This window comes from Herbaspirillum sp. C7C2 (assembly GCF_022627865.1).
Taxonomy (GTDB): domain Bacteria; phylum Pseudomonadota; class Gammaproteobacteria; order Burkholderiales; family Burkholderiaceae_D; genus Herbaspirillum; species Herbaspirillum frisingense.
This window is the reverse complement of the sequence record NZ_JABXGI010000018.1, coordinates 14,112-37,962: the sequence shown is the minus strand read 5'-3', so window position 1 is coordinate 37,962 and position 23,851 is coordinate 14,112. Positions and strand designations below refer to the sequence as shown.

26 protein-coding genes are annotated in these 23,851 nt (G+C 63.4%); 13 read left to right on the top strand and 13 right to left on the bottom strand.

Annotated features, from left to right (window positions below):
- Positions 1-44: 44 nt before the first annotated feature.
- The 3 genes from HWE04_RS19050 (at position 45) to HWE04_RS19040 (ending at position 4,650) form a co-directional block, all read left to right on the top strand.
- Entirely contained in the window at positions 45-941 is an 897-nt protein-coding gene (locus HWE04_RS19050; RefSeq protein WP_241813382.1) for a LysR substrate-binding domain-containing protein, read from the top strand.
- Positions 942-1,245: 304 nt separating this feature from the next.
- Entirely contained in the window at positions 1,246-3,426 is a 2,181-nt protein-coding gene (locus HWE04_RS19045; RefSeq protein WP_241813381.1) for an FUSC family protein, read from the top strand.
- Between the two features lie 87 nt (positions 3,427-3,513).
- Positions 3,514-4,650, top strand: a complete 1,137-nt coding sequence (locus HWE04_RS19040; protein ID WP_241813380.1) for a mechanosensitive ion channel family protein — start codon at positions 3,514-3,516, stop codon at positions 4,648-4,650.
- A 274-nt stretch (positions 4,651-4,924) separates the two neighbouring features.
- On the opposite strand, the gene HWE04_RS19035 is transcribed toward HWE04_RS19040, so the two are convergent.
- The 3 genes from HWE04_RS19035 to HWE04_RS19025 all read right to left on the bottom strand — a co-directional run bounded on the left by HWE04_RS19035 (position 4,925) and on the right by HWE04_RS19025 (position 6,818).
- Positions 4,925-5,215: a DUF4148 domain-containing protein gene (locus HWE04_RS19035; protein ID WP_006465675.1), complete on the bottom strand. Its 291-nt coding sequence runs from the start codon at positions 5,213-5,215 to the stop codon at positions 4,925-4,927.
- A gap of 646 nt (positions 5,216-5,861) precedes the next feature.
- The gene (locus HWE04_RS19030; protein WP_077236506.1) at positions 5,862-6,263 is read right to left on the bottom strand and encodes a DUF4148 domain-containing protein; all 402 of its coding nucleotides are present in this window, start codon (positions 6,261-6,263) and stop codon (positions 5,862-5,864) included.
- 246 nt (positions 6,264-6,509) lie between these two features.
- A complete protein-coding gene (locus tag HWE04_RS19025) occupies positions 6,510-6,818 on the bottom strand; it encodes a hypothetical protein (RefSeq protein ID WP_241813379.1) in 309 nt (102 codons plus the stop codon).
- A 329-nt stretch (positions 6,819-7,147) separates the two neighbouring features.
- Here HWE04_RS19025 and HWE04_RS19020 point away from each other — a divergent pair, with 329 nt between their 5' ends.
- A complete protein-coding gene (locus HWE04_RS19020; RefSeq protein ID WP_077236507.1) occupies positions 7,148-7,504 on the top strand; it encodes a hypothetical protein in 357 nt (118 codons plus the stop codon).
- A gap of 67 nt (positions 7,505-7,571) precedes the next feature.
- On the opposite strand, the gene HWE04_RS19015 is transcribed toward HWE04_RS19020, so the two are convergent.
- The gene (locus HWE04_RS19015) at positions 7,572-8,522 is read right to left on the bottom strand and encodes a LysR family transcriptional regulator (RefSeq protein WP_241813378.1); all 951 of its coding nucleotides are present in this window, start codon (positions 8,520-8,522) and stop codon (positions 7,572-7,574) included.
- A 229-nt stretch (positions 8,523-8,751) separates the two neighbouring features.
- On the opposite strand from HWE04_RS19015, the gene HWE04_RS19010 reads away from it, so the two are divergent.
- The 3 genes from HWE04_RS19010 to HWE04_RS19000 are packed head-to-tail and all read left to right on the top strand — an operon-like array spanning position 8,752 to position 10,663.
- Positions 8,752-9,501: an SDR family NAD(P)-dependent oxidoreductase gene (locus tag HWE04_RS19010; protein WP_006465331.1), complete on the top strand. Its 750-nt coding sequence runs from the start codon at positions 8,752-8,754 to the stop codon at positions 9,499-9,501.
- 58 nt (positions 9,502-9,559) lie between these two features.
- Positions 9,560-10,033, top strand: a complete 474-nt coding sequence (locus tag HWE04_RS19005; protein ID WP_241813377.1) for a nuclear transport factor 2 family protein — start codon at positions 9,560-9,562, stop codon at positions 10,031-10,033.
- A 42-nt stretch (positions 10,034-10,075) separates the two neighbouring features.
- Positions 10,076-10,663, top strand: a complete 588-nt coding sequence (locus tag HWE04_RS19000; protein ID WP_241813376.1) for a VOC family protein — start codon at positions 10,076-10,078, stop codon at positions 10,661-10,663.
- A gap of 67 nt (positions 10,664-10,730) precedes the next feature.
- Here HWE04_RS19000 and HWE04_RS18995 read toward each other — a convergent pair whose 3' ends face one another.
- Positions 10,731-12,026 (bottom strand): MFS transporter, encoded by a 1,296-nt coding sequence (locus tag HWE04_RS18995; protein WP_241813375.1) that lies wholly within the window; start codon positions 12,024-12,026, stop codon positions 10,731-10,733.
- Positions 12,027-12,166: 140 nt separating this feature from the next.
- Here HWE04_RS18995 and HWE04_RS18990 point away from each other — a divergent pair, with 140 nt between their 5' ends.
- Positions 12,167-13,072 carry a LysR family transcriptional regulator gene (locus HWE04_RS18990; RefSeq protein ID WP_241813374.1) on the top strand — a complete coding sequence of 302 codons (906 nt, stop codon included), beginning with the start codon at positions 12,167-12,169 and terminating at the stop codon, positions 13,070-13,072.
- Positions 13,073-13,118: 46 nt separating this feature from the next.
- On the opposite strand, the gene HWE04_RS18985 is transcribed toward HWE04_RS18990, so the two are convergent.
- Positions 13,119-13,571, bottom strand: a complete 453-nt coding sequence (locus HWE04_RS18985) for a hypothetical protein (protein ID WP_039877031.1) — start codon at positions 13,569-13,571, stop codon at positions 13,119-13,121.
- A 579-nt stretch (positions 13,572-14,150) separates the two neighbouring features.
- Here HWE04_RS18985 and HWE04_RS18980 point away from each other — a divergent pair.
- From HWE04_RS18980 to HWE04_RS18970, 3 genes are read left to right on the top strand one after another with little or no spacing between them, the layout of a single operon-like run.
- A complete protein-coding gene (locus tag HWE04_RS18980; RefSeq protein ID WP_006465337.1) occupies positions 14,151-14,402 on the top strand; it encodes a FeoA family protein in 252 nt (83 codons plus the stop codon).
- The gene (gene feoB, locus HWE04_RS18975; protein ID WP_241813373.1) at positions 14,399-16,225 is read left to right on the top strand and encodes a ferrous iron transporter B; all 1,827 of its coding nucleotides are present in this window, start codon (positions 14,399-14,401) and stop codon (positions 16,223-16,225) included. The genes HWE04_RS18980 and feoB overlap by 4 nt, the downstream gene beginning before the upstream one ends.
- Positions 16,222-16,506 (top strand): DUF6587 family protein, encoded by a 285-nt coding sequence (locus tag HWE04_RS18970; RefSeq protein ID WP_241813372.1) that lies wholly within the window; start codon positions 16,222-16,224, stop codon positions 16,504-16,506. Before feoB ends, HWE04_RS18970 begins: the two co-directional genes overlap by 4 nt.
- Positions 16,507-16,532: 26 nt before the next feature.
- Here HWE04_RS18970 and HWE04_RS18965 read toward each other — a convergent pair whose 3' ends face one another.
- Positions 16,533-17,738, bottom strand: a complete 1,206-nt coding sequence (locus tag HWE04_RS18965; RefSeq protein ID WP_006465340.1) for a threonine ammonia-lyase — start codon at positions 17,736-17,738, stop codon at positions 16,533-16,535.
- A 347-nt stretch (positions 17,739-18,085) separates the two neighbouring features.
- Between HWE04_RS18965 and HWE04_RS18960 the strand changes: the two genes are divergently transcribed.
- Entirely contained in the window at positions 18,086-18,436 is a 351-nt protein-coding gene (locus HWE04_RS18960; RefSeq protein WP_182993456.1) for a hypothetical protein, read from the top strand.
- 21 nt (positions 18,437-18,457) lie between these two features.
- Here HWE04_RS18960 and HWE04_RS18955 read toward each other — a convergent pair whose 3' ends face one another.
- Together HWE04_RS18955 and HWE04_RS18950 are read right to left on the bottom strand one after the other, a co-directional pair.
- A complete protein-coding gene (locus HWE04_RS18955) occupies positions 18,458-18,823 on the bottom strand; it encodes a type II toxin-antitoxin system VapC family toxin (protein ID WP_241813371.1) in 366 nt (121 codons plus the stop codon).
- Positions 18,817-19,035, bottom strand: a complete 219-nt coding sequence (locus tag HWE04_RS18950; RefSeq protein ID WP_077236512.1) for a ribbon-helix-helix protein, CopG family — start codon at positions 19,033-19,035, stop codon at positions 18,817-18,819. The genes HWE04_RS18955 and HWE04_RS18950 overlap by 7 nt, the downstream gene beginning before the upstream one ends.
- Positions 19,036-19,176: 141 nt before the next feature.
- Between HWE04_RS18950 and HWE04_RS18945 the strand changes: the two genes are divergently transcribed.
- Positions 19,177-19,749, top strand: a complete 573-nt coding sequence (locus HWE04_RS18945) for a methylated-DNA--[protein]-cysteine S-methyltransferase (protein ID WP_006465344.1) — start codon at positions 19,177-19,179, stop codon at positions 19,747-19,749.
- A gap of 32 nt (positions 19,750-19,781) precedes the next feature.
- Here the strand turns inward: HWE04_RS18945 and HWE04_RS18940 are convergent, their stop codons facing one another.
- Genes HWE04_RS18940 through HWE04_RS18925 form a run of 4 tightly spaced genes read right to left on the bottom strand, consistent with a single transcriptional unit; the run spans position 19,782 to position 23,568 of the window.
- On the bottom strand, positions 19,782-20,648 hold the full coding sequence (locus HWE04_RS18940) for an ABC transporter permease (protein WP_006465345.1): 867 nt from the start codon (positions 20,646-20,648) through the stop codon (positions 19,782-19,784).
- A gap of 8 nt (positions 20,649-20,656) precedes the next feature.
- The gene (locus HWE04_RS18935) at positions 20,657-21,520 is read right to left on the bottom strand and encodes an ABC transporter ATP-binding protein (protein WP_241813370.1); all 864 of its coding nucleotides are present in this window, start codon (positions 21,518-21,520) and stop codon (positions 20,657-20,659) included.
- Positions 21,501-22,526: an ABC transporter substrate-binding protein gene (locus HWE04_RS18930; RefSeq protein WP_446719241.1), complete on the bottom strand. Its 1,026-nt coding sequence runs from the start codon at positions 22,524-22,526 to the stop codon at positions 21,501-21,503. Before HWE04_RS18930 ends, HWE04_RS18935 begins: the two co-directional genes overlap by 20 nt.
- A 1-nt stretch (position 22,527) precedes the next feature.
- A complete protein-coding gene (locus HWE04_RS18925) occupies positions 22,528-23,568 on the bottom strand; it encodes an ABC transporter substrate-binding protein (RefSeq protein ID WP_241813369.1) in 1,041 nt (346 codons plus the stop codon).
- Between the last annotated feature and the right edge of the window lie 283 nt (positions 23,569-23,851).

Here is a 23,851-nt window from a genome sequence, read left to right as displayed (position 1 = left end):
CATAGGTGGGCCGGCCCGCCTTCCCGCTGCAGAAAGCCCTCGCCATGGACATCCGCGCCCTGCGCTATTTCACCGAAACGGTGCGTCTGAACAGCTTCAGCCGCGCCGCCGACGCCTTGCACGTGACCCAGTCCACCGTCAGCAAGATGGTGCGGCAGCTGGAGGACGAGATGGATGCCCCCCTGCTCATTCGCGATGGCCGCCGCCTGCAGCTGACCGACACCGGCCGCGTGGTCTATGAGCAGGGGCAGCAGATCCTGGCCTCGATGCAGCGCCTGGATGCCGAGGTACGCGATACCAAGGCCTTGCGCAGTGGCCGGCTGGAGATCGGCATACCGCCCATGATCAACATCCTCTGCACCCCGGTGCTGAAGGCCTTCCGCGAGCGACATCCCGAGATCGCCATCGTGCTCCAGGAAGATACCGGCCCGCAGATCGAGCAGCGCGTCGCCAGCGGTGAGCTGGAGATCGGCATGACGGTCTTGCCGGCCGACCCCGCGCTGGAGTTGCAGACCATGCCGGTGGCGCGCTATCCGATGTGGGCGGTGGCCCAGGCCGGCAGTTTCCAGAAGAACCGCTCTACCCTGCGCTGCGCCCAGCTCGACGGCATGCCGTTGGTGCTGCTCAACAATGAATTCGGTCTCACCCGCAGCCTGCGCGGCATGTTCCGCGAACAGGGCATCGCGCCCGAGATCGTGGCCCAGAGCGCGCAATGGGACTGGCTGGTGGCCATGGCCCTGGCGGGCATGGGTGCCGCGCTGCTGCCGGAACCGTTCATCCACCGCCTGGCCACCGACCAGTTGCAGGCGGTGCGCCTGGTCGAGCCGGAGGTGCAGTGGCAGGTGGCCTACGTCACCCGGGGCGGCTATCTCTCGCATGCGGCCAGGGCATGGATGGACCTGAGCGGCGAGCTGTTCGCCGGTGGCAAGGGCCGCAAGTAGGGTTGACTGACAAGGAACGCCCTCTGGCCGCAGGACTGCGACTACCCCATCTCTCACCGGCTGGGTGGCGTCTCCCCATGCATTTCTGAATATTCTCAAATGGAATGCAAAGCCGGAATTTAAGTCATGCCGTGCATGAGCGCAGCTTCCTATACTGAGCACTGCCGATGCCTGCCGCCCCTCCTCACCCGTGACGGCGGAACCGGAATGACGTCGTTGCGACCGTGAGTGCGCAGGTGTCGGCAATCCTCATGGCCGGTTTCCAGGCCGCCTGCACCCCAGCCCTCTACGTCAGCACGTGATCATGCCGCCGCCTTTGTCGTCGCTCCCGCTTTTGCAATCCCTGTCGCTGCTGTCATCGCGGTTTTCGCTCTACCGATTTCTGCTGCTGACCCATTGCCGTCGTTGTCGCACCCGGGTCGAACGCTGGCGCATGCAGTTCCCGCTGCGTCACGCCAATCTCTCCGAAGGCCTGCGTGCCGCCTGCGGTGCGGCGGCCATGCTGTTGCTGGGCGAATGGCTGGGCAATCCGCTCTTCTCCTGGGCCGCCATCGGTGCCTTTCTCACCTCGCTGGCCGACAGTGCCGGCTCCAACCGGGCCAGGCTGGCGTCCATGGGCGGCTTCGCCCTGGCCTCCACCCTGGGCGGCATGGTCGCCGCCAGCGCCGCCGGCCTGAGCGTGGAAGCGGGTTTGCTGGCCATCATGGCCTGCGCCGGTGCGGCTGGTTTTTCGCGTATCTATGGTGCGGCCGTCGGCCTGGTGCTGATGCTGGCGGCCGGGGTCTCGGCCATCATGGCCGATGCGCCGGTGGTGTTGTGGCCGCTCTCGCAAAGCCATGTCCTGATCTATTTCGCCGGCTGCCTGTGGGCGTTGCTGCTGGGCCTGACGGTCTGGCGCATCCACCCCTTCGCCCCGGCACGCCAGGCAGTCGCGCGCGCCTATGGCACCCTGGCCGAACTGGCCGCCATTGCGGCCGCCAATGACCTGGACGACCCGGCCTATGCGGTGCATGCCGCCGAACTGGCCGCCCACACCCGCCGTCACGCCCGCTTCGACCTGGCCAGTGCGCATCGCGCCCTGGAGGCGGTGGCCGTGGAGCGTACCGAATCCCGCCGTCTGTATGAAAACCTGCTGGTCCGCCTGGCCCGTGCCGAGGTGCTGCTCGATGGCATCACCGTGCTGGCCGACCTGCAGCTGACGCATTATCAGGCGCCCCGCGCCCGCCAGCGCACCGGCCGCGTGCTGGCCGCCATCGCCCGCCAGTTGCAGGCCATGCAACGCGACATGCAGCGTGGTGATGCCATTGCCGCCGATGACGATGCCCGCATCATGTTGCGCCTGCGGCAACTGGTGGCACGACTACCCAGCGGCACCGGCCGTCTGTTGCAGCGGGTGGACACGCCACTGGCCAATGGCGGCGATGATCCCGCCCGCCTGAAGCAGGCCGCCCGCGCCGAGCGCGCGCAGCGGGTGGGAGTATCGGCCTGGTTTCATCTGCTGAGCGCGGCCGCCCGCAAGGCCGCCCTGCACGTGCGCGCCGGTTCGGCCGAATGGCATCACGCCTGGCGCTGCGCCGCCGCCGCCGGGGCCACCTATCTGATCGTGCACCTGCTGGAACTGCCCTTCGGCTACTGGGCCACCATGGCCACCATGCTGGTGATGCAACCCAGCATCTCCGACAGCTGGTCGCGCAGCATGGAGCGCGCCGTCGGCAGCGTGGTCGGTGGCGTGCTGGCGGTGGCGGTCTGTCTGGTGGTGCATTCGCCGCTGGGGCTGGCCTTGCTGGTGTTCCCGCTGACCCTGCTGACCATGGCCCTGCGGCCGGTCAGCTATGGCCTGTATGCCACCTTCCTGACACCGGTATTCGTGCTGGTGGCCGATGTCGGCGGCGATCCGGCCCATGAACTGGCCAATGCCGCGCTGCGTGCCGGCAACAACGTCATTGGCGCGGTGGTGGCGGTCCTGGCCAGCTATCTGTTCTGGCCGCGTCGCCAGCAGGAAGACCCGCAGGCGCAACTGCGCCGCATGGCCCAGCTCAACCTGGACTACCTGGCCGCGGCATTGGTACCGGCCATGCCGGCTGGCGCCGGTGGAGCGGACAAGGCCGTTATCGCGCAGTTGCACGCCCACCGCCGCGACGCCTGCGTGGCCAATGTCGAAGCCGGCCTGCTGCTGCAACGGGTGGCGCGCGAACGCGGCTGGCGCGAGCGTGACCATGGGCGTGGCCGCACGGCAGTCGCCCTGTCGCGCCGCCTGGCGGCTGCCGCCAGCCACCTGTGGGCGCATCCCCAGCCTGTCGCACCGGAACTGCTGGAGTGGCTGCACGCGCTGGCCCAGGCCCTGCAGGCGCGCGATGCGCCGGCCCTGCAGGCCCTTACCCGCCAGCGCCCTGCCCCGGTGCAGCTGGCCCAGGCCGCTGCCGTCGAGACTGCCCGCCTGCTGGTGGCCACCCTGGAGGCCACCGGGCCGGCGCCAGGAAATTAGCGGAAACAAAATCCCCCTTCCCTGTTCGAACTGGAAAAACGCCTCTGGGCGTACCGATTCGACAACACAACAGATGGAAGGGAACGGATGAGCCTGGACCTCGATTTTCTTTACAACATGAACGAAGGCCCGCTGCGTTCGGGCCTGATCGTGCTCGGCGTCGCCCTGGTGGCGGTGCTGCTGGCGATCTTCCTGCATCGGCTGGGGGTGGCGCTGGTCAGGCGCCTGGCACGCGGCCGGCCCTTTACCACCACCGCCACGCAGGTCACCTTCAACGCCAGCCGTGCCTGTGTGATCCTGTTCATGCTGCGTATCGTGCTGGCCGGTGCGCCCGACAATACACCGGGCCTGACTCGTATTTCCTATCTCACCTCGATCGCCTTCATCCTGGCGCTGACCTGGTTCCTGATGCGCTGCGTGAAATCGGTGAGCCTGACGGTCGTCAATTTGAATCCCTATGACGTGGCCGACAACCTCAAGGCCCGTCGCATCCTGACCCAGACCCGGGTGCTCTCGCGCAGTGCCTACTTCCTCATCGCCCTGCTGGGCCTGGCCTTCGTGCTGCTGACCCTGCCCGGTGCGCGCCAGTTCGGTGCCAGCCTGCTGGCCTCGGCCGGGGTGGCCGGTATCGTCGCCGGTATCGCCGCCAAGCCGGTGCTGGGGAATTTCTTTGCCGGCCTGCAGATTGCCTTCTCGCAACCGATCCGCATCGACGATGTGCTCATCGTCAAGGGTGAATGGGGGCGCGTGGAGGAAATCACCGGGACCTTCGTCGTGGTCAGGATCTGGGATGAACGACGCATGATCGTGCCGCTGCAGTGGTTCATCGAAAACCCCTTCGAGAACTGGACCCACACCTCCTCCACCATTCTCGGCACGGTATTCCTGTGGCTGGATTTTTCGGTTCCCACGCAGGCCGTGCGTGCCGAATTCGAGCGCATCTGCCAGACCCTGCCGCTCTGGGACAAGCGGGTCTGCGTCATGCACGTCACCGACGCCAGCGAACGCACCATGCAGATTCGCCTGCTGGTGTCGGCCAGGGATTCGGGCAGTGCTTTCGACCTGCGCTGCCAGATTCGCGAGCACATGATCAACTTCATCGCCAGCCATTACCCGGACGCCCTGCCCCGCATGCGTGCAGAACTGAGCTCGCGCAATCAGCCGGATGCTTTGGATACCCTCATCGACGGCGCGCCCGGAGAGCCGCTGAAAGGGCAACAATGAACTCGCCGGAGGTCGCATTTTTACAACACTGGCGTGGCATGAAAAACTTAGAAAGTTGGATTGTTGAAACTAAGTAATCACAGGGGCTAAAACTTAGAAAAACTGTCACTGTGATTTTCTGATGCGTGCCGTCGGCGCCTGATGAAGCCACACGCAAAAAAGATCAGGCGGATCTCACGACTGGCGACCGAGGGGAGAGAGTGTCGCTGTCATGGATCCGCCTGCAGGGGAGAGACTGGTGTGCCGGACAACCCGGCTTGTTGGTCGCCAAGGCTTATTGATCGGTGACGTGCATTTCGCCATTGGCGCGGGCCTGGGCCAGCTCGGCGCGCACCTCGTCACGGGTCTTGGCAGAGGCGATCTGCTTGTCGTCGCGGTTGCGATCGCTCACCAGCAGTTCGCCGTTGGCACGGGCTTGTTGCAGTTCGGCGACCACTTCGGCACGGCTCTTGGTGGAGACGAAGCGGGTTTCGGCAGGATACGGTGCTTCAGCCATGGCGGTACCGATGGCGGAGGTCAACAGCAGGCCGGCAAACAGGTTCTTGGCAATGTTCTTGGTGTTCATGATCGTTCCTTTGTGTGAGAGAAGGGATGTGCACTTCAACCCGGCCCAAGGTCTTGGTTCAGTCGTTGTGTGCTGTCATCGTGAAACCAAGTTTAGAGATCAACGGACGACGGATAAAGACGCGAAATCGGAATTCATCGTTCCGGATTTCAGAACAAGCACATCCATTGTTGCCAGGCGCAGGTACCGTGGAATCCCGTGATCGGGTGATCCGGCCGCTTGTCGAAAACTTAGAAACACAGATGATGAAAACTTAGAAGTCGAAAACAGGAAAACTTAGAAAATGAAAAAAGAAATGCTCCGCCGAATTGGGTAAAAAATGAGCATGCTGCAGAGTGAAAATCGTGCATTGGGAGGGGAAAAATTCCGGATAGGGACCGCTGGAAAAACTTAGAAAAATGTCGAAATTTTTCTAATGCGGCTGGCGGCGTGGCAGCGTCAGGGCGGCAGCGGGAATTGTCCGGAATCGAGATGGCGAGATGGGCGCAGAAAGCAGGCAGGCGGACCTCACTACCGGCGACCGAGGGGAGAGAACGTCGCTTTCATGAGGCCCGCCTGGGGAGAGACTGACGCACCGGGATCGCCGGTGCGGGTGATGCGCAGCCAGGGGCGCGGATGGCGCCGGCCTGGCATCAGGGCATGCGGATTACAGCGGAGCGTTGCTGTTGCTTACAGCAGTGCCCTGGTTGCGGGCTTGCTGCAGTTCTTCTTGCACTTGCTGACGGGTCAGGGTCGAGTGGAAGGGCTTTTCCACCGGATATTGTTCGGTCACCAGCAGGTCGCCGTTGGCGCGGGCCTGGATCAGTTCGGCGCGTACGTCAGCGCGGGTCTTGGTGGAGACGAAAGGCTTGTCGACCGGATATTGGTCGGTCACCAGCAGGTCGCCATTGGCGCGGGCTTGCTTCAACTCGGCGACCACTTCGGCGCGGCTCTTGGTCGAGACGATCTGGGTCTCGGCGGGATACGGGGCTTCAGCCATGGCGGCACCGACAGCGGTAGTCAACAGCAGGCCGGCAAACAGGTTCTTGGCAATATTCTTGGTGTTCATGATCATTCCTTTGTGAGTGAGGGGATGAGCACTGCAACCTGGGCCGACACTTGTGGTTCAGTCGTTGTGTGCTGTCATCGTAGAACCAAGTTTAGAGATCCAAGCGCGGCAGAAAAAGCAGACAAACCGGAATACATCATTCCAGAAACGCGAACAATCAGTTTTTTCGAGCCTGTACTGCTCTTTTTGCACCGCATCTGCACATGGAGAATGTTGCATAAATTTCTACTTATGAAGTAGTTGAAGTTAATTAAATCGTTGATTTATTTGGAAAAAAATTGAATTGATCATCTGCTGGCAATAATCGCTGGTTGATCCATTTTGCGGTGCGATAAAAAAATTCCTATCGATCCAATACAAAATCGCAATAACTTGTTCAATGGATTTGACAGAGTTTTTCAGGCCTTCGTTATATTTCGACAAACATAGCGAATTGGCGCCTTTGAGCAAGCGTCTTTCTCCGCCTGACATTTGCGCATTCCCCATATAGCTCGATTTGCAGAAGCCGTGTGGTGGCGAACATTCATTGCTTGCAGCGTTGTTGTTTCGTTGCATAGCATCTCCTTGCATCGCCATCTGCTGACGGCAATGAGTGACGGTTCCCCCTTGTTACGATTGCTTGCAAGCCTCACCAACGCTTGCACTTCTCCTCGAACCTTCCTGTCGGAAAAGGCTTCAGAGATTCACGCGTTACGCAGAACAGGCAGGCCAACAGGCCCCACATTTTGCGTAATCGGGGAAGCGGAGAATCAGTCCTTGTCCGACATAGCGCGACCGCAAGCTTGCCTATAGTGATGACACGGATCTGCGATCCCGCATCCTGTAATTTTCTTGAGTATCCAAGCCTCGGGCTTTTCCGAAAAACATAATGCAAGGAGGTACACATGAAGACTCGTCATATTCTGATCTCGTCCCTGTTCATGGCCCTGGCCGGTAGCGCCATGGCGCAGAATGCACCGACCAATGGCAACGCCGTGGGCGCTGCACCGACCGCGCCGATGTCGTCGGCTTCGACCGCATCGCCTTCGGCCGTGCCTTCGAATGACCCGTTCGTCCAGAAGCGTCAGGCTGATGCCGATGCCAAGGCCGAGTACAAGGCGCAGAAGAAGGCCGCCAAGCAGGAATACAAGTCCGACAAGAAGGCTGCCAAGGCGCAGCTGAAGCAAGAGAAGAAGGAGTCCACTGCCGAGCGTAATGCAGCCCTGGCGGCCACTCCTGACAAGTCCGACAAGACTCCGTAATCTGCGGCGCTCATGTCGTGATGAAGATCCCCGGCTGCGGCCGGGGATTTTTTTTGCCTGCGTCTGCTCAGCGCTTGCGGGTCTTGGTTACGGCTCTTTGAGTCGCCATATGCTCGGCGGCGATGCGCGCCGGCAGGCACTCCAGCAGCCAGTCGATGAAGACCCGCAGGCGCTGGCTGACATGGCGGTTCTGCGGATAGACCACGTGGAAGGGATAGGCCGCCGGTCGCCAGGGCTGCAATATTTCCACCAGCGCCCCGCGCTCCAGTGCGTCGCGCGCGGCATAGCTGAAGGTCTGCACGATGCCCAGGCCCGCCATTGCCGCCGCCAGATGGGCGTTGCTCTCGTTGACGCCGATGCGATGGTCGATCTTGATGTCCTGCTTTTCTCCCTTGCGTTCGAAACGGAAGGGAAAGGCCCGGCCATTCTGCGGCGACAGGTAACTCACCAGCCGGTGTCCGTTCTTCAGTTCTTCCGGATAGGCCGGTGTGCCGAACTGCTTCAGGTAGGCCGGCGCCGCGCAGGTGATCAGCGTCGCATTGCCGATGTGCCGCGCGACCAGCGATGAACTGTCCAGCGGGCCGCCGCGGAGGACGCAATCGATGTTGTCGCTGATCAGGTCGGCCGAACGGTCGGAGACGCCGAGGTCGATGCGGATGTCGGGATAGCGCGCCATGAACTCCGGCAGCGCCGGGACCAGCACGTCACGCGCGGTCGAACCACCGACATCCACCCGCAGCTGGCCCTTGGGCTTGACGCGGGCCGCGTCGAAGGAGGTATCGATATCCTCCAGGTCGCGCAGGATGCGGGTGGTCTTCTCGTAGTAGTCGCGCCCTTCGGCCGTGACGGTGACGCGGCGCGTGGTCCGCTGCAGCAGTCGCACGCCCAGGTGCGACTCCAGTTCCTGTATCTGCTTGCTCAGCGTGGCGTTGGGCATGTCCAGCGAATCGGCAGCTCGCGTGAAACTGCCGGCTTCCACCACCCGCGCAAAGCCGCGGATGGCCATCAATTGATCCATGTCGAGTGTCCTTGGTTGATCGACGCCTGCCGGAAAAGTTTGCGGGATCGTCCAGATTATCCACGTGTGTGAATAGTAATTTTGATTTTACACGGTTTATCTGGGAATCGACCGCCGCTAAAGTGCAGCCATGCCTGATCGATACACAGCGCAACGCAAGGCGGGGCGCCACGACATGGCAGACGTCCATTTCATCCAAATTGCAGCACCCGACATAAGGAGCAACACCATGAACAAGCAACTCGACGGCAAGATCGCACTCGTCACCGGCGGCACCAGCGGCATCGGCCTGGCCACCGCCCAGGAACTGGCAGCACAGGGTGCCCGTGTCTTCATCACCGGTCGCCGCCAGGTTGAACTGGATGCCGCAGTGGCCAGCATCGGCGTGGCCGCCACCGGTATCCGGGCCGATGCCTCGGTCCTCTCCGATCTGGACCAGGTCTATGCCCAGATCGCCAAGAGCGCCGGCAAGCTGGACATCCTCTTCGCCAACGCCGGTGGTGGCGACATGATGCCGCTGGGCGCGATCACCGAAGAACACTTCGACCGCATCTTCGGCACCAATGTGCGTGGCGTGCTCTTCACCGTGCAAAAGGCCCTGCCGCTGCTGGTCGATGGCGCCTCGGTGGTGCTTACCGCCTCCACCGTCTCCATCCAGGGCACGGCCAACTTCAGCGTCTACAGTGCCAGCAAGGCCGCGGTGCGCAACTTTGCCCGCTCCTGGGCACTGGACCTGAAGGACCGCGGCATTCGCGTCAACGTGGTGAGCCCCGGCCCGGTCCGTACGCCTGGCCTGGGCGGCCTGGTGCCCGATGAAGCGCGTCAGGGGCTGTTCGACTTCCTCGCCGCACAAGTGCCGCTGGGCCGCCTGGGCGAACCACAGGAAATCGGCAAGGTAGTAGCTTTCCTGGCGTCGGATGCCTCCAGCTTCGTCAATGGCATCGAACTGTTTGTTGATGGTGGCATGGCACAGGTGTGATGTCGGGGGCGCTGGCACGGCATGTCCGCCAGCGCCGTCTTACATCGCCAGACCGACCATGAAAAATCTCGTCGCCACCCTTTCCCTCATTGGCGCGCTGGCCCTGCTTGCAGCGCCGGCAGCCTTCACCCAGGAGTCTTCCATGCATCTCACAAGTGACGCCACCGTTGACGTGGCACAGGCGCAGGCCTTGATCGACCTGCATTTCACGATCTGGAACGAGCCCGATGCGCAGCGCCGCAACCTGCGTGTCGGCCAGGTCTATACCGATGATTTCTTTGTCGCCGACTACCAGGCCAAGGCGGTCGGACACGCCGCCGTGGGCCAGTTGCTGCAACGGGTCCAGGACCAGCATCCCGGTTTTTCCTTTAAGCCCGATCCGGTGAGCTGGAACCACGGTCTGGGTCGCGTCACCTGGAATTACGGTCCGCCGGACCAGCCGGCCCTGATCCACGGCGAGGACATCTTCACCATTCGCGAGGGCAAGCTGGCCAGTGTCTTCGTCTTCCTCGACGTAGCCCCTTCCCACTGATCACCTTTCACTTTTCACCTTTAGCGTTGCACGGAGTCTTCCATGAAATTCGTTGTTTCCCTTCTGGCCGCAGTCGCCCTGCTGATGGCTGTACCGGGTCATGCCGCCGGCGTTCCGATTGCCGGGGTCGATCACGTCGGCATCAATGTGCCTGACCTGAAGCAGGCAGAGGCTTTCTTCATCGATACCTTCGGTTGCGTACCGGTGACGCAGATCGGCCCCTTCCCCCTGGATGTCGCCGCCGCCGAGAAATCAGAGGCCTTCGCGCCGCGCGCCGACAGCGTGACCCTGGCCATGATCCGCTGCGGGACCGGTGCCAACATCGAGTTGTTCGAGTACGTCAATCCGCGTGGCAGCAAGGCAATGCCGCAACTGGCCGAGGCCGGTGCCTCGCACATCGCCTTCTACACGGAGGACATCGTCGCTGGCGTGGCCTACCTGAAGTCGCACGGCATCACCGTGCTGGGTGAGCCGATCACCATGACGGCTGGCGACACCGGTGGCGAGACCTGGGTCCACTTCCGCGCGCCGTGGGGCGCCGAGATGGAACTGGTCAGCTATCCCAAGGGCAAGGCCTATGAGGGCCATACCGCGCAGCGCCTGTGGAATCCGAGCCGGCCGGCGCAGTGAACTGGGCGGCCCAAAACGACAAGGCCGGCATTGTGCCGGCCTTGTCGTTTCTGCTCTCAAAGAGGTGTCAGTTGCGACCCTGCCGCCATAGGCAGCGGGCCAGCCATGCGGCCGTCACGACCTGCAGCAGCATGAAGGCAGCTACGGCGTTCCAGCCTGCGTGTTCCCAGAACCAGCCGCCGGCCGAGCCCAGCACGCTGCCGCCCAGGTAATACGCCAGCAGGTACAGCGAAGCGGCATGCCCCTTGCCCCGCCCCGCCAGCCGACCGACCCAGCTGCTGGCGGCCGAATGGGTGGTGAAAAAGCCGATGGTCAACAGCACGATGCCGGCGATGACCACTGCCAGCCAGGGCGTGCAGGTCAGGAACAGGCCCACGCAGGAAGTGCCGATGCCCGCTGTCACCAGCGGGGCGCGGCCATAGCGGTCAGCCAGGGCACCGGCCCACGAAGAGGACACGATGCCGAAGATGTAGGCGCTGAAGATGAGCCCGGTCAGCGTGGCTGACAACGAGAACGGCGGGCTCATCAGGCGAAAGCCGGCGTAGTTGTACGAGGTAGCGAAGATGCCCATGTTCAGCGCCGCGATGCCGAAGGTCAGCGGCAGGCGGGCGTGGCCGAGGTGGCGGCGCCACAGGCCGAAGTGGTCGCGCAGGCGCAGCGTGCCGTTGCGCACGAAGTTGCGTGAGGCCGGCAACATCATCACGAAGGCCACTGCCAGCACCAGGTCCAGCGCGCCGATGGCAAGCATGGCGTGGCGCCAGCCGAAGGATTCGGCCAGGGTGCTCATGGCGACCCGGCCGACCATGCCGCCGAAGGCGTTGCCGCCCACATACAGCCCCATGGCGTAGCCCAGGCCACCGGCGTCGATTTCCTCGGCCAGATAGGCCATGGCCACGGCCGGCACGCCGCCCAGGGCGATGCCTTCCAGCGCACGGGCGACCAGGATCAGGTGCCAGCTGGGTGCGATGCCGGCCAGCAGGTTGCAGCAGGCGGCGGTGGCCAGGGAGGCGAACATCAGTTCCTTGCGGCCGAAGCGCTCCGACACCATGCCCGCCAACAGGATGGAGACCGCCAGGAAGCCCGTCGACAGCGACAGGGCCAGCGAGGCGCTGGCCGCGCCGATGTGGAATTCCTGCGCAAAGGCCGGCAGCAACGGCTGCACGCAGTACAGCAGCGAGAACGTGGCGAAGCCCGAGCAGAACAACGCCAGCACGATGTGGCGGTAGGCGGCGGAGCCGCGGACCGCGCCACCGGTGGCATGGCTGGCCGGGGTGGCAGAGTTGGCAGAGGTGGCATGGTGCGCGGCGGGTGCCGCTTCCGGGCACGGGACGTTGGAAGACGGTGAATCGGAGAGCGACTGCATGGCAAGGGGACGGCAGACGCGCCGGAGGAAGGCGTACCGCCATGTGTTGTGGAGAGGGGTAGTCTGGGATAAATGCGCTATATTGTCCAATATATGGAAGGTGGCCTGGCCATCTATGAAGCAGATATCAGGTGAGCACAATGGAACTGCGACATCTCCGCTATTTCCTGGCCGTGGCCGAACAGCGCAGCTTTACCCGGGCCGCGGAGAAGGTCGGCATCGGCCAGCCCCCGCTGTCGATGCAGATCAAGGACCTGGAGCAGGAGGTAGGCGGCGCGCTGTTCATCCGCACCTCGCATGGCGTGGAATTGTCGGAGGTGGGACGGGTGTTGCTGCCACACGCCCAGACGGCGGTGGACAATGCCGAGCAGGCACTGCGCGCTGCGCAACAGGCCGCCAGCGGCGAGGTGGGATTGCTGCGCATGGGTTTTACCTCGTCGGCGGTATTCCATCCGCTGGTGTCGCATGCGCTCCAGCAATTCCGCGAGCGTCATCGCAAGCTGGAAATCTCCCTCAGTGAAGGGATCACCGAGCAGTTGCTGGCCGATATCGCCGCGTCGCAACTGGATGCGGCCTTCGTGCGCATCGTGACGACGCCGTCGGCCGAGCTGGGGGTGGTGGAACTGCCGGCCGAGAAGCTGAAGGTGGCCTTGCCGCGTTCGCATCCACTGGCACGACGCAAATCGTTGCGCCTGCAGGACCTGGCCGGGGAAAACTTCATCATGGTGCCGCGTGGCAAGGGATCGGCGCTGTACGACAACATCTTCAGCGCGTGCCAGGCGGCCGGCTTCGATCCGCAGGTGATCCAGCTGGCGCCGCAGCTGACCTCGGCCATCAATCTGGTGGCCGCCGGGCTGGGGATTTCCATCGTCCCGGAAGCCATCGAACAGGTACAACTGGCACAGGTGCGCTACATCGAGATCCGCGAACCGGCGCCGCGGGCGCAGCTGTCGCTGGCCTACCACCGGCAATCGATTGCCGCGGCACGCTTTGCTGCGCACCTGCAGCGTTCGCTCAGGCGCGTCGGGGGCGAACATGTGTCGTGAAGCGCCGTGAAGCTGTATGGGCGACGGGCAGCGGGCGAAGTCTGCCTCAGTTGCTTTTGAAGCGTCCCAGCAGCTTGTTGGCCTGTTGCAGGAAGGCCTGAGGATAGGCCTCCACCAGTTGTTCGAGCGCCGGCAGCATGCGTTCGAGGGCAATGGTCAGGGCGATATCGCTGATTTCCTCGCCCCACAGGACCTTTTGCACGAAGGCCGCGGGTCCGATCTCGGCGATCAGGCTCATGCTCATCTGGCGTTCAAGGGTGTCGATACGCGGGCCGAAGACCTCATCGAAGATGCGCATGATGGCTTCTTCCAGCTGTACCCGCTCGCTGCGTTGCAGGCGATCGTCCCGTCCTAGCGGCTCGGGATCGACCGGCGCCGGCATCTGGCTGTTCTCGATGAGTGCGCTGGCCTCCCCCGCCATGCGACTCAGTTGCTGCACATGCAGCGTCAAGGCACTGATTTCAGCGAGCAACGAGCGCAGCGGCATTTGCTGCGGCATGTCGGATTCGGCTGGACCTGCTGGATGTGGATTCATATTGTTGTTGTTGCTCAGCCTGCCAGGGCAGAGACCGGGCAAGCTGCTTGAATCGATCGTTCCGGCGATGCCGCCCCCATGCGGTTGTATCGCCGGTGCCTGTGTACTGAACCGACGAGGCCCAGTACAAATTTCCCCAAGGAAACTAAATTAAGTATAGTGCGCTGCAAAAATTTACGCATGAAAAAATCCGTCACTTGGACGCAGAAGCGACACTTTCAGCGACTTTGTTGTTCGAATAATAAAAGAAAATCACAGAGTTGCGTTTTTTAGTTGTCTGTAATCCAACACTTTCGTGTGGATTGCACCCCGGGATTGCGACATATCGTCGCAGCTGATATGCGCAAACAGCCCTGGCCCGGCCCGCGATGCCCGTCGGAAATCCCCGTGATCGCCTCGAATTCCGCCAGCTGGCGGGCTTGAGCGTCTCTTGCTGACTGTCAGTACCCTCCTCCGCTGCTGTTGGGCTTCCGTCAGGCAAGTGTCAAAGTGAAGGAATATAATGAGAATCGTTCCTGATTTCTTCGACTGAAGCACACCATCATGCGTCTCACCGAACTTCCCAAGGGCATTGCCGCCATTGTCGATCATGTTGCCGACCTGCACGCCGCCGATGCCGTCGCCGCCCGTCTGCGCGACCTCGGTTTCGTCACCGGTGAACCGGTACGGGTGGTGGCGACGGCGCCCTTTGGTGGCGATCCCATCGTGGTCCAGATCGGCTCCACCCGTTTTGCCTTGCGGCGGGCCGAAGCGCAGCGGGTGTCGCTGCAGGCCGGTTCGGAAATGGCAGCATGAGCGCGGGCGCACTCAACATTGCTCTGGTCGGCAACCCAAACTGCGGCAAGACCGCACTGTTCAACCAGATGACCGGGGCGCGCCAGAAGGTGGCCAACTATGCCGGCGTGACCGTGGAACGCAAGTCGGGCAGCTTTACTTCCCCTTCCGGCCGTCAGGTGCGGGTGGTGGACCTGCCCGGTGCCTACAGCCTGCAGTCGGTCAGCCCCGACGAACGGGTGACGCAGGCGGTGCTGCAGGGACGCTACCCGGGCGAGGCGGTGCCGGATCTGATCGTCTGCGTGGCCGATGCCACCAACCTGCGCCTGCACCTGCGCTTCGTGCTGGAAGTGCGGCGCCTGGGGCGGCCCATGGTATTGGCCCTGAACATGATGGACGCCGCGGCCAGGCGCGGTATCCGGGTCGACGTGGCGGCACTGTCGCAGCGGCTGGGCATGCCGGTCATCGAAACCATCGCCGTCAGGCGTGGTGGTGCCGATGCCTTGCAGGCGGCCATCGACGACGCCCAATCGCTGGCGGCACCCACGGCGCCGGCAGTGGCCGACCTGCACGTGGAGGTGCGCGCCCTGCTGGCGGACACCGTCGTGATGCCGGCACCGACCGACCGGCGTGATGACGCAATCGACCGCATCGCCCTGCATCCGGTGCTGGGCGTGCTGCTGCTGGCGCTGACCATGTTCCTGGTGTTCCAGGCCGTATATGCCATCGGCAAGCCGATGACGGACGCCATTGCCGATGGCTTCGGCACGCTCGGTGGCGTGGTCGGTGAATGGTTGCCCGAGGGGCCGCTGCGCGGCCTGGTGACCGATGGCCTGGTGGCCGGGCTGGGGACGGTACTGGGGTTCCTGCCGCAGATCCTGGTGCTGTTCTTCTTCATCCTGCTGCTGGAGGAATCCGGCTACCTGCCGCGCGCGGCTTTCGTGCTGGACCGGGTGATGGTGTCGGTGGGCCTGTCCGGGCGCTCGTTCATTCCGCTCTTGTCCAGTTTCGCCTGCGCCATCCCCGGCATCATGGGGGCACGCAGCATCACCGATCCCCGTGACCGGCTGGCCACCATCCTGGTGGCACCACTGATGACCTGCTCGGCGCGCCTGCCGGTGTATGCCTTGCTGATCGGCGCCTTCATTCCGCATCGTGCGGTGCTGGGTTTCTTCAATCTGCAAGGACTGGCGCTGTTCTGCCTGTATGTGGCGGGCATCGCCGCCGCCATGCTGGTGGCCTGGGTGGCCAAGCGCATCGGCCGTGCGCGCCAGGAGCGTGCGCTGTTGATGGAACTGCCCTCCTATCGCCTGCCGCACTGGCGCGATATCGCGCTGGGTTTGTGGGAGCGCGGCGCCATCTTCCTCAAGCGTCTGACCGGCGTGATGCTGGCGCTGACGGTCTTGATGTGGGCCATCTGTACCTTCCCTGCCCCGCCGGCCGGCGCCACCGAAGCGGCCATCGACTATTCCATCGCCGGCCATATCGGCCATAGCCTGCAGTACCTGTTTGCACCGCTGGGATTCAACTGGCAGATCAGCCTGTCGCTGATTCCGGCCTTCGCCGCCCGCGAAACGGCGGTGGCGACGCTGGCCACCGTCTACGCCGTCGGTGGCGACGAGGGGCCCGCCTTGCAGACGGCGCTGGCTGCGCATATCTCGCTGGCCAGCGCGCTGTCGCTGATGGTGTGGTTCGCCTTCGCGCCGCAGTGCATGTCCACGCTGGCCATCATCCGGCGCGAGACACAGTCCTGGCGCATGGTGGCGCTGTCCTTCGGCTACATGTTCGTGCTGGCCTACGCAGCGTCTTTCCTTACCTATCGGATCGCGGGGTGGCTGGCATGAGCAGCTTGTGGTGGCAATACCTGATCATCGGCCTGCTGGTCGCGGCCAGCCTGCTCTACATGGCACGCAAGCTGGCGCCTGCGATGAGCTGGCGCTGGCAGGCGCGGCTGGGGAGCTGGCTGGTGCGGCGTCGTGGCGCACCCTGGCAGGCGCTGGGCCGGCGCATCCTGCCACCGGCCAGGGCTGGTGGTTGCGGTGGCGGCGCCTGTGATGGTTGTGGCGACAGTGGCGACGCCCTGCCGCCACTGGAACAGAAGATCAGCTTTCACCGCCGCAGATAAGGACCGGCTCCCGCGGCGGGCTGCGGTCAGTGCAGTTCCTCGGCCTCGAAGCCGGCTGCGCGCAGCGCCTGCAGCACCTGGGCCAGATGCGGCCGGCCGCGGGTCTGCAATACCAGTTCGATATCCACGTTCTGCGCGGCCAGCAGCGTAAAGGCGCGCTGGTGGTGCACTTCGTCGATGTTGGCGCCGGCTTCGGCGACGATGCCGGTGATGCGCGCCAGGGTGCCGGGAACGTCCCGCGAACTGACCTTCACCCGTGCCAGGCGGCCGGCGCGGACCATGCCGCGCTCGATGATGGCCGTCAGCAGCAGCGGATCGATGTTGCCGCCCGACAGCACCAGTCCCACGCGCTTGCCGCGGAAACGGTCCGGATAGCGCACCAGTGCCGCCAGTCCGGCCGCACCCGCGCCTTCGACCAGGGTCTTTTCGATTTCCAGCAGCATCAGCACGGCCTGTTCGATATCGCCCTCATCGACCAGCAACAGATCGTTGGCTTCGCGGGCGATGATGGCGCGGGTCAGGGTGCCGGGCGTGCCGACGGCGATCCCTTCGGCGATGGTGCTGGAGCCGACCGGATGCTCGGTCCCCTTGACCGCATTGACCATGGTCGGAAAACGCCGTGTCTGTACACCCACGATCTCGATCTCCGGCTTGATGGCCCGTGCTGCGACGGCCATGCCGGCCAGCAGGCCGCCACCGCCGATGGCCACCACCAGGCAATCCAGGTCCGGCACCGCTTTCATCATTTCCAGCGCGACCGTACCCTGGCCGGCGATGATGGCTTCGTCGTCATAAGGGTGGACGAAGGTCAGGCCTTCCTTCTCGGCCAGCTCGTAGGCATGGGCGCGTGCCGCTTCCAGGGTGTCGCCATGCAGTACCACGTTGGCGCCGAAGCCACGGGTACGCTCGATCTTCACGCCAGGCGTAAAGCGCGGCATGACGATGGTGGCCGGCAGGCCCAGCCGCTGCGCGTGATAGGCCACGCCCTGCGCATGGTTGCCGGCCGACATCGCCACCACGCCGCGTGCGCCGTCCTGGCTGGCGGCAACGTCGACCATCTTGTTGCAGGCACCGCGCTCCTTGAAGGATGCAGTGAATTGCAGGTTCTCGAACTTGAGGAAGACCTGGGCGCCGACGATCTGGGACAGCGTGCGCGATTCCACGCAGGGGGTCTCCAGGATCTGGCCTTGCAGTCGGCGGGCGGCTGCTTCGATATCGTTGAGCGTTGTCATCCTGCGATTGTAGAGCCAATGCACCGGTTTGTAGCACCTCGTGCAGCACGCCACCGAGGATGGCGATAAATCGAAGCCGTGGCCAGGCCAACTTGGCAATTGGAAAAATCCTGGCGTAGCGATGTCGATTTTTCGTCTGGCTCGGGCGATGCGGATTGTCGCTTCGCCAACACCAAATTTCTTTCACCGTCACCATTGAAGTCGCTGGTTCGGGCGACTAGAGTAAAGACTCGTCGCGCCACCGCCTGGATCTCTTGCCCCAGTGGAAGCGACACCTGGAAGTGCCGTCCGGCCTTCCTCCTCTCGCAGGTCCGATCAGACTCAGCCGTTCTCACCAAGGAGACACCATGAGCATCGCCACCCGGCATCCGGATGTCCGGCCCCCCTCGTTGCCGCCTTTCGGCACTGCCCTGCCCGACCGCCCGCGCCACGTACAGCGCACCTCCCCACTATTGTTGAAACTGGTCGAACTGGACCCGCGCGAGGTCGTCGAGGGCGTGATGACGCCGGCCGGCTTCGTCACCGCCGACGTGGTCCCGGTGGGACCCATGCGCGAGGCCTGCCCGCACTGCGATGGAGTGGCCCTGCAACTGGTGCTGCGGCACCGGCATGTCAAGCGCAGCCACCTGTTCTGCAGGAGCTGCACCCGGGTCTATGATGCCCTCAATGAAAGCGGGTATTCGGTGCTGACGGTGTGACTCACCTGCATATCGGGACGCCTAGAGCTTGTAGGGAACCCGTACTCCGGGCTCTTTGGCGGGAAAGTCCTTGGTGTTGCGCGAGACCAGCAGCAGGGAATGTTCCTGTGCGGATGCCCACACGATGGCGTCCGGCAGTCGGATTCTCCGTTGCTGGCGGATCATCACGGCGCGCTGGGCCACGGTGCTGTCCAGATTGATCAGGTGGAACGAGGATAGCCACGAACGCAGGGCCTCTTCATTGTCTTCCGAGGCGCCTACCATCACCTCCATCCAGGTAATGATGCTGATGGCACGGTATTCATAGCGTGCCATCTCCTTTTTGGCCGCGACAATGCCGTTGAGATAGTCCACCAGGATATTGGTGTCGAAGAGCGCCTTTACCATTCCGAGCGCAGCTCCTTCTGATAGGCCAGCCCATCCACCTTCTTCTTTTTCCAGAGGCCGAAGACCTCGGCATCGTGTTCCAGCCTGTGGTGGGCGATGTAGGCGGCGATGGCCTCCCGGATGACGACGGCGCGCGGACGCTGCTGGCTATCGACGATCTGGGTCAGTTCCGCCAATTGCGAATCGGGGATGTCGACAAGAATGCGGCTCATCGTGGGCTCCGTAGTGATGAATGATATACATATCATATATCAACCATGGCAACGGGATACTCGAAGTTTATCTAAAGCGTCTGGCAATCTTGTCTTTGGACACAGTAGAATCACTCCCTCGATGCAACAGAAGAGATGCGAATGGAATATGCCTACAAGCTGATGGCCTCTCCGGCCGGATTGCTCAAGCTGGTGGCCAGGGGCGATCACCTGGCGGCCATCCTGTGGGAGGACGATGACGCCCTGCGCGTGCGTCTGGGCGAGATGGTGGAGGACGAGGATCGCCCGGTCTTGCTGGAGACCGAACAGCAGCTGCGCGAATATTTCGCCGGCGAGCGTGACAGCTTCGAGCTGCCCTTGCACTTCGAGGGGACCGAATTCCAGCGCCAGGTCTGGTCGGCACTGCTGGACATCCCCTACGGCCAGACCCGTACCTACCTGGACATCGCGCGCCAGCTCGGCAATGAAAAGGCGGTGCGCGCCGTGGGGGCGGCCAATGGCCGCAATCCCATTTCCATCATCGCGCCCTGCCATCGCGTCATCGGTGTGGGCGGTGCGCTGACCGGCTTTGCCGGTGGCCTGCATGTCAAGAAGCTGCTGCTGGCCATCGAAGGCATCGCCACCGAAGGGCAGGATGCCGGCCAGGTGATCGATCCGCGTCGCAAGGCGCAGTCACGTCGTCGCGAAGACCCCAACCAGCTTTCCCTGCTGTAAACGATATAAATAATTACGGGGAGTGTGGCGCGTCAGCGCTGCATGCCCCATTTCTTCACGGTCGCCCGCTCCAGGGTATTGAAGACCAGGTTTTCCACCAGCAGGCCGATCAGGATCACCATGGCCAGCCCGGCGAAGACCTTGTCGGTGTAGAGCTCGTTGCGGTTCTGGAAGATGTACCAGCCCAGGCCGCCCTTGCCGCTGGTGGCGCCGAATACCAGTTCGGCCGCGATCAGCGTGCGCCAGGCGAAGGCCCAGCCGATGCGCAGGCCTGCCAGGATGGAGGGCAGGGCCGCCGGGACCAGTACCTGCAGCACGAAGCCCAGTCCACGCAGGCCGTAGTTGCGGCCGGCCATGCGCAGGGTGTCCGATACCCCCAGGAAGCCTGCATAGGTATTCACCGCCAGCGCCCACAGCACCGAATGCACCAGCACGAAGATCAGGCTGCCTTCGCCCAGGCCGAACCATAGCAGGGCAATGGGGAGCAGGGCGATGGCCGGGAGCGGATTGAACATCGAGGTCAGGGTGCCCAGCAGATCGCGTCCGAACTGGGTGGACACGGCCAGCGTGGTCAGCACGAAGGCGGCGACGATCCCCAGCACATAGGCCTTGAGCAAGACCTGCAGCGACAGCCAGGTCTTGCCGAACAGCTCACCGCTGCGGATGCCCTCGGCAAAGGCTTGCGCCGTCTGCAGGAAGGTCGGCAGCAGCAGGTCGTTGTTCTGCCAGCGGGCGATGGCTTCCCAGACCAGCGCCAACAGCAGCAGGATGGCGCCCTTGCGCACCCAGCCTTGTTGCCAGATGCGTTGCGGCAGCGTGAAATGGCGCTCCAGTACCAGGCCGGGCAGGGGCGTCAGCGGAACTTCGTATTCGTCGCGAATGGGGGGAGTCTGGGGCATGGCGCTATTCAGTAGGAGAAACGGACATCGCTGAAGTTGATGCTGCGCTCGGGCGCGGCAGCGGCGCCACCTTCGTCGAACAGCAGGCGGTGGATGCGCTGCGCGGTCTGCTGGAAACCGACCCCACCCAAACTGGAGAGATCGTACTGGTGGCTGTTGATCTCGGCGCGTACGCGGCCCGGGTGGGGCGAGAGCAACAGGATACGGTTGCCGACCACCAGCGCTTCCTCGATGGAGTGGGTCACGAACAGCAGCGTGAAACGCACTTCGTCCCACAGCGCCAGCAGTTCTTCCTGCATCTTGCGGCGGGTCAGGGCGTCGAGGGCGGCGAAGGGTTCATCCATCAGCAGCATCTTGGGCTGCATCGCCAGGGCGCGGGCGATGGCCACGCGCGCCTTCATGCCGCCGGACAACGTATGCGGATAGGCATCCGCAAAGCGTGTCAGACCGACCTTGTCGAGGTAGTGGCGGGCGCGTTCGGCGGCTTCCCGCTTGCCCAGGGTGCGCGAGGCCAGCAACGGAAACATCACGTTGTGCAGCACCGTCTTCCAGGGTGGCAACTGGTCGAATTCCTGGAACACCACGATGCGGTCAGGTCCCGGCTGGCGCACGGTGCGGCCCTCCAGGCGGATCTCGCCGGCGGCCGGCGGCAGGAAGCCCGCCACCGATTTCAGCAGGCTGGACTTGCCGCAGCCAGACGGCCCCAGCAGCACGAAGCGGTCAGCCGGATGTACGTCGAAGCTGACTTCGTGCGTCGCCTGCACCACTGCCGTGGCGCTGCGATATTGCAGGCTCACGCGGTCCACCTGCAGCAGGGGTTGCAGGCTTGCCGTGGCACTCACGCTGGCGGTCTCAGCTGCCGGGTTGTGCATACGCTTCCTCGAAGAAGTAGTCTTTCCAGGAGCTGGCGCGGTTCTTCAGGACGCCCAGTTCATGCAGCTTTTCGGCATAGACGAAGGTGCGCTCGGGAGAGACGGTGAAACGGATTTCCGGGTCTTCGACGATCTTGCGCACGAACTCCGGTGCCAGCTTGGACTTCTGCACGCGGATGAAGGTATCGGCCGCCTTGGCCTTGTTGTTGCGCACGAACTCTGCCGCCTCCACCAGTGCCTGGTAGAAGGCGCGATAGGTCTTGGGATTATCGTCGTGGAATTTCTGGGTGGTGTAGAGCACGTTGAAGGTCGCCGGGCCGCCCATGATGTCGTAGGAGCTGATCACCTTGTGCACGTTCTTGTTCTCCAGGGCCTGGTACTGGAAGGGCGGGCTGGAGAAGTGGGCGTTGATCTCCGAGCCGCTGGCGATGAGGGCGGCCGTGGCGTCCGGGTGCGACAGGCTCACGCTGATGTTGTCGAAGCGCTTGAAGTCTTCCTTGCCGAAGACCTTGGCGGTTTCGATCTGCAGCGTGCGCGACTGGAAGCCGACCCCGGCGGCCGGCACGGCGATACGGTCCTTGTCGCTGAAGTCCTTGATGCTCTTGACGTTGGGATTGTTCGACAGCAGGTAGTTGGGCATGGAGCCCAGGGAAGCGATGGCCTTGACGTTCTGGCGGCCGCGTGTGCGGTCCCACAGCACCAGGGCCGGTGGCGCGCCGGCCGAGACCACGTCCAGGGCGCCGGCCAGCAGCGCCTCGTTCATGCCGGTGGCGCCGGACAGGCTGGTCCATTCGACCTTGATGTCCAGACCGGCCTGCTTGCCGTATTTCTCGATGAGTTTCTGGTCCTGTACCACGTCCAGGATCAGGTAGCCGATGCCGAATTGCTGGGCGATGCGGATGCTGCCTTCGGCCATGGCCTGGGTCGATACACCGGCGGCCAGTACGCCAGCGGTGAGGACCGCCAGCCATCTGGGCGAGATGGAGGATAAGGAGGGGCGGCGCATCTCAGCTACCTCCCTGGATGTGGGCGTCGTCGAAGAAGTAATCCTTCACCGAGGCCGGCTTGTTCTTGATGGCACCCACGCGGTGCATGAACTCGGCCAGGCCGTAGGTATTCTGCGGCGCGATCTTGAATTGCACTTCGGGGTTGGTGATGATCTGCAGCAGCAGCTTGCGATCAGTATTGCCCTTGTTGACCTTGAGGTAGATATCGGCCGCCTTCTCGGGGTTGGCGGTGATGAACCTGGCGGCCTCCTCCAGCGCGCCGAGGAAGGCGCCATAGGTCTTGGGATTGTCCTTGCGGAATTTCTCGGTGGCGTACAGCACCGTGGCCGAGGATGGGCCACCCAGCACGTCGTAGGACTTCAGCACGATGTGGGCATTCGGATTGCCCGCCAGTTCCTGTTCCTGGAAGGGCGGATTGCCGAAGTGGCCGGTGATCTCGGTGCCGCCGCTGATGATGGCGGCGGTGGCATCGGGATGCGGCACGGCGATACTGAGCTTGTCCAGCCGGTTGTACTGGGCGTCACCCCACAGCTTGGCCGAGGCCAGCTGCAGCACGCGTGACTGCACCGAGACACCGACGGCCGGCACGGCGATGCGATCCTTGTCGCCGAAGTCGGAAATGGTCTTGACCTTGGGGTTGTTGCTCACCAGGTAGTAGGGGAAGTTGCCCAGCGAGGCGACGCCACGTACGTTCTGGCGGCCATGGGTGCGGTCCCAGATGGTCAGCAGCGGTCCCACGCCAGCGCCGGCGATGTCCACCGAACCCGACAGCAGGGCATCATTGACGGCCGAGCCGCCGGAGAGCTTGAGCCATTCCACCTTGATATCCACCCCGGCTGCCTTGCCGTGCTTTTCGATCAGTTGCTGGTCCTGCGCCACGTTGAGCAACAGATAGACGATGCCGAACTGCTCGGCGATGCGCAGCTGGCCTTCGGCGCGGGCCAACAAGGGCGCGGCCGCCAGGGTCAGCGCCAGGCCGCCGGCCAGGGTGGTGGTCAAGAGACGCCGCAGGCGTCCTCGGGGGGAGAGGGTAGTGGTCATGGTGTCCTGTATCGTGGATGGCGGGCCGGAGAATCCGGCAGGGGCTGACAAGTCATGGCTTAGAACCGTCACGATGGAAAAGCGCGGTTCTTTATTCGTTCGGAGTATATAAAGGGCAGGGGAGAAAGAAAAACTCGATTACCGCATATCCATATGCGTCGCCCGTATAGGCCGCAATCGCTTGTCCAGCAAGGGTTTGCGCAGGAAATGCGGAGTTTCCCGGCAGGTGATTCAGGAACTGCGACATGGCCCGTCTGTCAAGTTCGACAAGCTTCTGAAGAGG

What these genes read in the sequence shown, in the direction of transcription:
- HWE04_RS18990 (WP_241813374.1), top strand. Translation starts at nt 12,167, where the DNA reads ATGGAACTGCGACATCTCCGCTATTTCCTGGCCGTGGCCGAACAGCGC.
- HWE04_RS18945 (WP_006465344.1), top strand. Translation starts at nt 19,177, where the DNA reads ATGGAATATGCCTACAAGCTGATGGCCTCTCCGGCCGGATTGCTCAAG.
- HWE04_RS18955 (WP_241813371.1), bottom strand. Translation starts at nt 18,823, where the DNA reads ATGGTAAAGGCGCTCTTCGACACCAATATCCTGGTGGACTATCTCAAC.
- HWE04_RS18985 (WP_039877031.1), bottom strand. Translation starts at nt 13,571, where the DNA reads ATGCCGCAGCAAATGCCGCTGCGCTCGTTGCTCGCTGAAATCAGTGCC.
- HWE04_RS18930 (WP_446719241.1), bottom strand. Translation starts at nt 22,526, where the DNA reads ATGCGCCGCCCCTCCTTATCCTCCATCTCGCCCAGATGGCTGGCGGTC.
- HWE04_RS18960 (WP_182993456.1), top strand. Translation starts at nt 18,086, where the DNA reads ATGAGCATCGCCACCCGGCATCCGGATGTCCGGCCCCCCTCGTTGCCG.
- HWE04_RS19040 (WP_241813380.1), top strand. Translation starts at nt 3,514, where the DNA reads ATGAGCCTGGACCTCGATTTTCTTTACAACATGAACGAAGGCCCGCTG.
- HWE04_RS19050 (WP_241813382.1), top strand. Translation starts at nt 45, where the DNA reads ATGGACATCCGCGCCCTGCGCTATTTCACCGAAACGGTGCGTCTGAAC.
- HWE04_RS19025 (WP_241813379.1), bottom strand. Translation starts at nt 6,818, where the DNA reads ATGCAACGAAACAACAACGCTGCAAGCAATGAATGTTCGCCACCACAC.
- HWE04_RS19045 (WP_241813381.1), top strand. Translation starts at nt 1,246, where the DNA reads ATGCCGCCGCCTTTGTCGTCGCTCCCGCTTTTGCAATCCCTGTCGCTG.
- HWE04_RS19030 (WP_077236506.1), bottom strand. Translation starts at nt 6,263, where the DNA reads ATGAACACCAAGAATATTGCCAAGAACCTGTTTGCCGGCCTGCTGTTG.
- HWE04_RS18970 (WP_241813372.1), top strand. Translation starts at nt 16,222, where the DNA reads ATGAGCAGCTTGTGGTGGCAATACCTGATCATCGGCCTGCTGGTCGCG.
- HWE04_RS18995 (WP_241813375.1), bottom strand. Translation starts at nt 12,026, where the DNA reads ATGCAGTCGCTCTCCGATTCACCGTCTTCCAACGTCCCGTGCCCGGAA.
- HWE04_RS18935 (WP_241813370.1), bottom strand. Translation starts at nt 21,520, where the DNA reads ATGCACAACCCGGCAGCTGAGACCGCCAGCGTGAGTGCCACGGCAAGC.
- HWE04_RS19035 (WP_006465675.1), bottom strand. Translation starts at nt 5,215, where the DNA reads ATGAACACCAAGAACATTGCCAAGAACCTGTTTGCCGGCCTGCTGTTG.
- HWE04_RS18950 (WP_077236512.1), bottom strand. Translation starts at nt 19,035, where the DNA reads ATGAGCCGCATTCTTGTCGACATCCCCGATTCGCAATTGGCGGAACTG.
- HWE04_RS19000 (WP_241813376.1), top strand. Translation starts at nt 10,076, where the DNA reads ATGAAATTCGTTGTTTCCCTTCTGGCCGCAGTCGCCCTGCTGATGGCT.
- HWE04_RS19005 (WP_241813377.1), top strand. Translation starts at nt 9,560, where the DNA reads ATGAAAAATCTCGTCGCCACCCTTTCCCTCATTGGCGCGCTGGCCCTG.
- HWE04_RS19020 (WP_077236507.1), top strand. Translation starts at nt 7,148, where the DNA reads ATGAAGACTCGTCATATTCTGATCTCGTCCCTGTTCATGGCCCTGGCC.
- HWE04_RS18980 (WP_006465337.1), top strand. Translation starts at nt 14,151, where the DNA reads ATGCGTCTCACCGAACTTCCCAAGGGCATTGCCGCCATTGTCGATCAT.
- HWE04_RS18965 (WP_006465340.1), bottom strand. Translation starts at nt 17,738, where the DNA reads ATGACAACGCTCAACGATATCGAAGCAGCCGCCCGCCGACTGCAAGGC.
- HWE04_RS19015 (WP_241813378.1), bottom strand. Translation starts at nt 8,522, where the DNA reads ATGGATCAATTGATGGCCATCCGCGGCTTTGCGCGGGTGGTGGAAGCC.
- HWE04_RS19010 (WP_006465331.1), top strand. Translation starts at nt 8,752, where the DNA reads ATGAACAAGCAACTCGACGGCAAGATCGCACTCGTCACCGGCGGCACC.
- HWE04_RS18940 (WP_006465345.1), bottom strand. Translation starts at nt 20,648, where the DNA reads ATGCCCCAGACTCCCCCCATTCGCGACGAATACGAAGTTCCGCTGACG.
- HWE04_RS18925 (WP_241813369.1), bottom strand. Translation starts at nt 23,568, where the DNA reads ATGACCACTACCCTCTCCCCCCGAGGACGCCTGCGGCGTCTCTTGACC.
- feoB (WP_241813373.1), top strand. Translation starts at nt 14,399, where the DNA reads ATGAGCGCGGGCGCACTCAACATTGCTCTGGTCGGCAACCCAAACTGC.